This is a genomic window from Stutzerimonas stutzeri (assembly GCF_000935215.1).
Classification (GTDB): Bacteria; Pseudomonadota; Gammaproteobacteria; order Pseudomonadales; family Pseudomonadaceae; genus Stutzerimonas.
Genome location: NZ_JXXD01000097.1, coordinates 26113 through 32316 on the forward strand (window position 1 = coordinate 26113; position 6204 = coordinate 32316).

Here is a 6204-nt window from a genome sequence, read left to right on the forward strand (position 1 = left end):
GATCTGCGGCGCCTACCTGAGCACTGGGCTCGCCCCACGCCGGCCCCGCATACGCGTCTGCGATAAGTGCACGAGCAAAGCCAGATCAGCAACCCGCCCTGCAGTAGCACGGCTGTGTTTCATCACCTCATAAAATCACGGCATAGATAACGTTATGTGGTATCATGTTATTCGTTATCTGTTATTACGTTTCGGAGCACACCATGGCCAACATCACACCGGATAGGGTTTTCGCTGCAGCAGATGCCCTTGAGGCCTCAGGCAACCGCGTCTCTGTGCGCTCCGTGCGCGATCACCTTGGTGGGGGCTCCCCAAACCAGATCACCCCACTGCTCGCCAGCTGGCGTGCACGCAAGCCTTCAGTGGCGGCGCCGGAGATCCAGCTGGACCCTCGCATCGTCCAGCTCATTGCCGAGCAAGTCCGCGCAGCAGCCGGCGAAGCCGCTGTTCGCGCCGATGAGCGCGCAAACGAGGCCGAGGACACCCTGACACTGTGCCAGCAGGAAAACAGCGAGCTGGCCGAGCAGCTGGCCACGACCCTCCGCGCCCTGGACGAAGCCCGCGCCAAGGTCGAGCAGCAGGCAGGGACCATCAGCGAGATCCGCGAGGAAATCGAGCGCGTGCGCAGTGAAGCCGAGGAAGAGGTGGAGGCAGCCGACACCAGGGCAAACCGTGAGCGAGAAGTGGCAGAGACGGCGCAGCACGCCCTGGCCCGCGCCGAACTGCGGCTCGAATCCATGCCTCGCCTGGAAGGGGAAGTGGAACGGCTCCGCACCGCGCTCGACGAGGCACTGTCCGGTAAGCAGTCGGCAGAGCAACAAGCGGCAGTCGCCGCCGCCAAGCTCGATGCCGCTATCCAGCGTGTGTCGGCAGCAGAAGAGCGCGAGCGTGAGGCACGCCAGCAGCAGGCAGCAGCTCAGGAGGCAGCCGCCCGTGCCAATGGCGATGCCCACCAGGCCCAAATCACTCTGCAGGCCGTGCAGGCGCGGCTTGAGTCCACCAGCAGAGAACTGGAAACCGCCAGGGGCAGCTTGAGCGAGCTGAAGGAAGAGCTGAAGGAGCTTCGCGCTGAGAAGAAGCCAGCAAAGAACGGTGAGCAGGGCTAGGCGCCCTCAGCAGCGCGCTTGGGGTAATTCCTGCCAGGAGGTGGTGTAGGACGGGCTCAGAAGCCTCTGCCGCATCACCCATCCGCCGCCCTCATGATCGCTGCCGAGGCGAATAGCTCCCCTGCCCTGTCTGGCATTGATCGCATCCATCACCTGCATGACAGCCTTGCTTCCGCTGCGCGGCGCCGGTGCGAAGAGGTCGCCGGTGATGGCACCCCGCTCGACGAACTGACTTAGGATCACACCGGCCTTGGCATAAGCCACACCTTCACGAAACATCGCGCCGAGCCCTTGCTGCGCTGCTGCAACCAGATCGCGTGTGTCATCGGTCGGGTACGGCAGCGCCATGATCCGCGTTCCGCTGAAGCGCTCGCCGGGGGCAAAGGCACTGCTTTGAGCGAAGACCTGAATGCAGTTTGCCAAACTCCCCTGGGCGCGCAGCTTGGCAGCAGCAACCGAGGTGTAATGCGCCACGGCGCTACGCAGGGATTCCAAGCGGTAAATCTTCTCCCCGAATGTCCGTGAGCTGATGATCTGCTGCTTGCGCTCCGGCCCTGTGTCGCCAAAGGGAAAACATGGGATACCGCACAGCTCGCGCGCGGTACGCTCGACGTTGACGCTGAAGTAGCGGCGCAGTAGCTTCGGATCGGCGTTGGCCAGCTGCCAGGCGGTCTTGATGCTCAGCTCCGATTCAAGTCTCGCGCTCAACCTCCGGCCAATCCCCCAAACCTCTCCAACCGGCGCATAGCGGAGTAGCTTTTCCTGTCGCGAAGGGTCGGTCAGCAGCACCACGCATCCCGTCTTGGCCTTCCATCTCTTCGCCGCCCAGTTGGCCAGCTTGGCGAGCGTCTTGGTGGGGCCGATGCCAACACCCACCGGCAAGCCAATGCGCCGCATCACTTGTGCCTGCGCCTGCCGGCCCCAGGCCTCCGGGTCGGCAATACCATCGAGCCACGAAAAACATTCGTCGATTGAGTACGGGGAGATTCGAGGCGAATGCTCCTCCAGGATGGCCATCATGCGATTGCTGAGCGATTGGTAGAGCGAGTAGTTCGAGGAGAAAATCTTCACCTGATTTCGGGCTTCGAGGTCGCGCAGCTCGAATACCGGCTGGCCCATTTTTATGCCGAGCGCCTTGGCCGGGTCATTACGACTGACCACACATCCATCCCCGTTGCTGGCGACCACCACCGCAGAGTCACGCAGCCACGGCTCGAACAGGATCTGCGCCGAGCAGTAGAAGGCGTTCGCGTCGATCAAGGCGATAGTCATGGCAGCCAGCCAGCGGGGTCAGTCCTGATCATCGTCCAGCAAAACCCGCCGCAGGTAGCTTTGCAAGGCGCCGTCCTCAATGCTCCAACTGCCGTGGTCGAGGTTACCGATCAGTTCGGCTCGCTGCAGGCGTTTGAGCGCTGACTGCACCTGAGTCGTCGTAGGCGCTATTCCGCTGGGGAGTTCATCACCGAGCCTCTTGCGGTATTCAGCCGAGAACAAGGATTCCCCAGTGAGAATGCCCACAAGCAATGCCTGATCCAGCGGAGCCAAGCTCTCGATCAGGGTGGCGAACTGGCCTTCGTCGAGCATGGAAGCCCAGACGATTTTATCCGCCTCAACTACGGGCAGGTTCTGCGTCAGGCTCAGGTTGTAAATCTCGCGCAAATGCTTGGGCATCATTCCGCGCCGCACGTACAACGAGAACGCCTCGGCAGCTTCCCAGGTTCGGCCGGTGGCCTCGAAATACAAGGCGGCAAGGTGCTGCGCGAATTCCATACCCAGCTCCGGGAAACTGACCTCCGAACCGTACTGGTAGAAAGGGGCTTTGCTGCGCCGGAACATGCGCGCCAGACCATGCTGAGAAGAGCCGGTAAACACGGCATAGACCTTACCTTGCGCGCCCTGCAGTAGCGTGCGCAGCGTGGCGGTGAACGTCTCGAATTCCTTGCGCGTGGCGAGGTGCTGAACCTCGTCGATGATCAGCAGCGCCTTGCCTTTGCCGAGCTGGCTGAATCGTTCGAACAGCTCGGGCAGGACAAGCCCCGCGTCGTCCGCCAGATCGAGGCCAATGGATACTCCGTCCGCCCCGGCACCGGCGTTCACGCCACTGATCACCTGACCGGGCCTCGTAAACCGTAGCAAGGTGCGCCGGACAAAGCCGGTGCCATGAATGGCCTCCTGCAATGCCCGCGCGATAACTCGCACCGGGTGATCCTTGTCCAGCCATAGGTCAGCGGTCGCAACAAGAAACCCCTTGTCTCTGGCCATCGGAATGAGATCGTTGCGCACGAACGTGGTCTTGCCTTTTCGACGCGGAGCGAAAATGGTCGTGGCAGTCTGGATGTTGTTCTCGAAGCCCAGCAAAATGGACTCGGCCAGCGCGTGCCGGGGGAAGTGCAGACGATCCTTGGTGGTCATGAATATGCACCTTTATGCGATTCTGAATAATTATTCATTTTTGCATAATCCAGCATAAACCCAACCCCCCGCAACTCATCTGGCGGCGCCCATCTGGCGCAACACCCAGATGCACACCCCCCACACCTCCAAGGTTTCTGCCTCGCCCAGCACAATCGGCGGATACGCCGGGTTCGTGGCCACGAGGGAGAAATTGCCTTGTTCATCCTTGGCCAGCTCCTTGACGGTGAACTCGCATCCGATGATGGCCAGCACCACATCGCCGACCTTGGCCTCCTTCGCCTTATCCACCACCAGGATGTCGCCGTCGCGGATGCCGGTTCCGAGCATTGAGTCCCCTGACGCGCGGAAGAGGAAAATCGAGCTGGTCGGCCTGATACCCACCAGCTCATCGAGCGATAGATCCGGTACCGCGTAGTCGGCCGCAGGCGATGGAAACCCGCAGCTCACAGGCCCAGCCAGGGGGAGCGGTTGACTTGAGGCGCTTGGCGAGAGCTTGGCAGTGAGCGGGATCATGATGCGAAACCAATACTGTACATACAGACAGTATTCTAGTGCGGCAGCCTGAATCCTGAAACGAGTTTTTCCCCTGGGAATTCCAGTGATTGCTCGCCTTGGGTTTCGCCGGTTCCATGCAAGCCTGTTCTCGCGGGGATTGGCCCCGCAAATAATCACAGCGGAGTCACCAATGGACGAGGCTGGAAAAGCACGCGGTCGCAAATTTGCGGCCCAAATTGAGAGCGCTGGGTGGGTGCTGGACGCCGGTCAGGAAGATGTTACGTCCTCGGGAGGCTTCTGGCTCTATTCCTACAGCATTCCGCAGGGCTCGCGTCTGGTTGCTCAGCTGACACCTGAGGGGTATCGCGCTATGTGCTCGGGCGAAATGCTGAAGCATGCTGCCGGGCTCAGCCCAGTTGATGTGCTAGCGGGCGCCTTGTCTCATTACGATGCGCTGCGCCCAGAAAAACGGGATCGGGCTTCCTCCCGTGATCTGGCGCTGGCTTTGGCTCTGTATGCCAGCCATACCCAAACGCTCAAGGCTTTGCCAAGGCTTCAAGGTGGCCTATCGCTGCACTTCATGGTCTTCGATTGGCATACCGCTCAGGGCACCCGAATTCTGAAGCCAGGTGCAGCACCTCACCCCTCCCCCATTACGCCCGCCGAACTGGAAGTTTTTTCCGCGCGTGTGCTGTTTGAGCACTTGGTCAAGAACCCGAACGAGCAACCTGCATAGAACCGCTTTCAGGGAGGAATTTTCTTCTGGGTTTTGTAGGCATGTACGGCCCTCGCTGCCGGTAGCTAAGCAAAGGCGCGCCGGCTCAGCTTGGGTTTCTTCGGGTCAGCGATAGCCTGGAAGCAATCCAAACAGCGAGGACACCCGTATGCAACCCCTCAACTTTTCATTGATCTTCAGCGGCACCGTCAACCCGAATGGTGGTGATGAGGAGGCCACTGGGATCGCCATGCAACGAGGCGAGTTGTACGCCAATCTTGAGCAGATCGTTTGCGATATCACAGGCAAGGGCCTGGTCACTGGTGACACGCCCGCCACTCTCGAAGATCACTCTCACCGCGTCCGTATCACTGAAGGCCGGTTCGACATGATGGCGATGCCCGTTATCTCGACTGCGCACCTGGACCAAGCTACTGCTCAAGAGCTGAGCGATAAGCCGGACGCCTGTAGCTGGGCCATCGTCGCCAATTACGGCGCTGGCATGTTCATTCGCTTCTTGGAGCAAGAGGGGCTGGAAGCAGAGCTGCCGCAGTGTGCCGCTGATATTCGCCAGTGGCTCAAGCGTCAGGGGCTCGATGGCTGGGTGCGCCTGGATCGGGACTGGGATGCCGTTGATGTCCTGAAGACCTACGAGTGGTAGTGCCAGTGGCCCTTGATCGATTCCATTTGCTCGGGCGGCGTACCAGTGCCGCCTCCTTGGTACTGCGGGGATGCTTCCATGGAAAAGAGGTGGTCGAGGTTGCGCCCTGGTCCGGTGAACAAACGGACCAGTGGCAGACCACTGTCCAGCTGCGCTCGGAAGGGACCACCGCCATCGTTCAGTTCAACCTGTTTTTCCCGAATGGCGGGGAAGATCCTAATCGTGTGGATCTGATCCGACTGCCGAACCAGGAAGCATCGAGATGACGATTGAGCGTGTTAGCGGCCAGCGACCATACGTTGCGAGCTGGCAGGCGTATGGCGGACACATGATGTATGTCGGTGTTTTCACCTCAAATGTCTGCGGTCAGGTGCTGCTGGCAACCGCAGAGTCCTCCGAAGCGGCTGGGTTTGTGTCCGGTGAAGCTTGCGCTGCCGCACTGATGGCGTTCGGCTTCAAGGTTGACGGCGAAACGTGGATTGATATCGCTCCGATGTGCGGTCAGTTGGCGCTGTTCTGACCGCCCTACTCTGCTTGGGGCTGGAATTGTGATTTCACTGGGAACCCGCATGCAAAGCAGCATTCGTTGCTCGCAAATTTGCGTGCTCCATAGTTGTCTGATCTGAGGTGCTGAGCAGCCAAGGTCCGCTCTTCCCCTGGTAGGGATGCCCTGTCGCTGCTAGCTGGCAAAGTTGGTTCGCAGGAGGTGAGGGTCGTGGTATCAGGCCCCAGGCCGGGGCTCGATCCCGCCTTGTCCACAACCACCTGCCCTTTTAAATCTTTTTTTCTTGTTTTATGGCTTGTTTTTAAAA

Annotated in this window: 8 protein-coding genes; 4 read left to right on the forward strand and 4 right to left on the reverse strand. The window is 60.2% G+C overall.

The genetic code is table 11. From position 1 onward, the window contains the following. Nucleotides 1–203: 203 nt before the first annotated feature. Nucleotides 204–1106, forward strand: a complete 903-nt coding sequence (locus tag LO50_RS11290) for a DNA-binding protein (protein ID WP_019406702.1) — start codon at nucleotides 204–206, stop codon at nucleotides 1104–1106. Between the two features lie 6 nt (nucleotides 1107–1112). Here LO50_RS11290 and LO50_RS11295 read toward each other — a convergent pair whose 3' ends face one another. The 3 genes from LO50_RS11295 to LO50_RS24135 all read right to left on the reverse strand — a co-directional run bounded on the left by LO50_RS11295 (nucleotide 1113) and on the right by LO50_RS24135 (nucleotide 4034). Beyond that, on the reverse strand, nucleotides 1113–2378 hold the full coding sequence (locus tag LO50_RS11295) for a Y-family DNA polymerase (protein ID WP_052816819.1): 1266 nt from the start codon (nucleotides 2376–2378) through the stop codon (nucleotides 1113–1115). Between the two features lie 18 nt (nucleotides 2379–2396). Then, the gene (locus tag LO50_RS11300; protein WP_044315038.1) at nucleotides 2397–3518 is read right to left on the reverse strand and encodes an ATP-binding protein; all 1122 of its coding nucleotides are present in this window, start codon (nucleotides 3516–3518) and stop codon (nucleotides 2397–2399) included. Between the two features lie 75 nt (nucleotides 3519–3593). Next, nucleotides 3594–4034 carry a LexA family protein gene (locus LO50_RS24135; protein WP_080902098.1) on the reverse strand — a complete coding sequence of 147 codons (441 nt, stop codon included), beginning with the start codon at nucleotides 4032–4034 and terminating at the stop codon, nucleotides 3594–3596. Between the two features lie 172 nt (nucleotides 4035–4206). Between LO50_RS24135 and LO50_RS11310 the strand changes: the two genes are divergently transcribed. From LO50_RS11310 to LO50_RS11320, 3 genes are all read left to right on the forward strand, one after another. Further along, nucleotides 4207–4752, forward strand: coding sequence for a hypothetical protein (locus LO50_RS11310; RefSeq protein ID WP_040137966.1), 546 nt, complete (start codon nucleotides 4207–4209; stop codon nucleotides 4750–4752). A gap of 148 nt (nucleotides 4753–4900) precedes the next feature. Further along, nucleotides 4901–5392 (forward strand): DUF5983 family protein, encoded by a 492-nt coding sequence (locus LO50_RS11315; protein WP_044315039.1) that lies wholly within the window; start codon nucleotides 4901–4903, stop codon nucleotides 5390–5392. 262 nt (nucleotides 5393–5654) lie between these two features. Further along, complete coding sequence (locus tag LO50_RS11320; RefSeq protein ID WP_044315040.1) at nucleotides 5655–5912, forward strand: hypothetical protein; 258 nt, start codon at nucleotides 5655–5657, stop codon at nucleotides 5910–5912. 5 nt (nucleotides 5913–5917) lie between these two features. Here LO50_RS11320 and LO50_RS25365 read toward each other — a convergent pair. Next, nucleotides 5918–6204: hypothetical protein (locus tag LO50_RS25365; RefSeq protein ID WP_236690583.1), on the reverse strand; the 287-nt coding region annotated here is incomplete at its 5' end.

What these genes read in the sequence shown, in the direction of transcription:
- LO50_RS11290 (WP_019406702.1), top strand. Translation starts at nt 204, where the DNA reads ATGGCCAACATCACACCGGATAGGGTTTTCGCTGCAGCAGATGCCCTT.
- LO50_RS11295 (WP_052816819.1), bottom strand. Translation starts at nt 2,378, where the DNA reads ATGACTATCGCCTTGATCGACGCGAACGCCTTCTACTGCTCGGCGCAG.
- LO50_RS11300 (WP_044315038.1), bottom strand. Translation starts at nt 3,518, where the DNA reads ATGACCACCAAGGATCGTCTGCACTTCCCCCGGCACGCGCTGGCCGAG.
- LO50_RS24135 (WP_080902098.1), bottom strand. Translation starts at nt 4,034, where the DNA reads ATGATCCCGCTCACTGCCAAGCTCTCGCCAAGCGCCTCAAGTCAACCG.
- LO50_RS11310 (WP_040137966.1), top strand. Translation starts at nt 4,207, where the DNA reads ATGGACGAGGCTGGAAAAGCACGCGGTCGCAAATTTGCGGCCCAAATT.
- LO50_RS11315 (WP_044315039.1), top strand. Translation starts at nt 4,901, where the DNA reads ATGCAACCCCTCAACTTTTCATTGATCTTCAGCGGCACCGTCAACCCG.
- LO50_RS11320 (WP_044315040.1), top strand. Translation starts at nt 5,655, where the DNA reads ATGACGATTGAGCGTGTTAGCGGCCAGCGACCATACGTTGCGAGCTGG.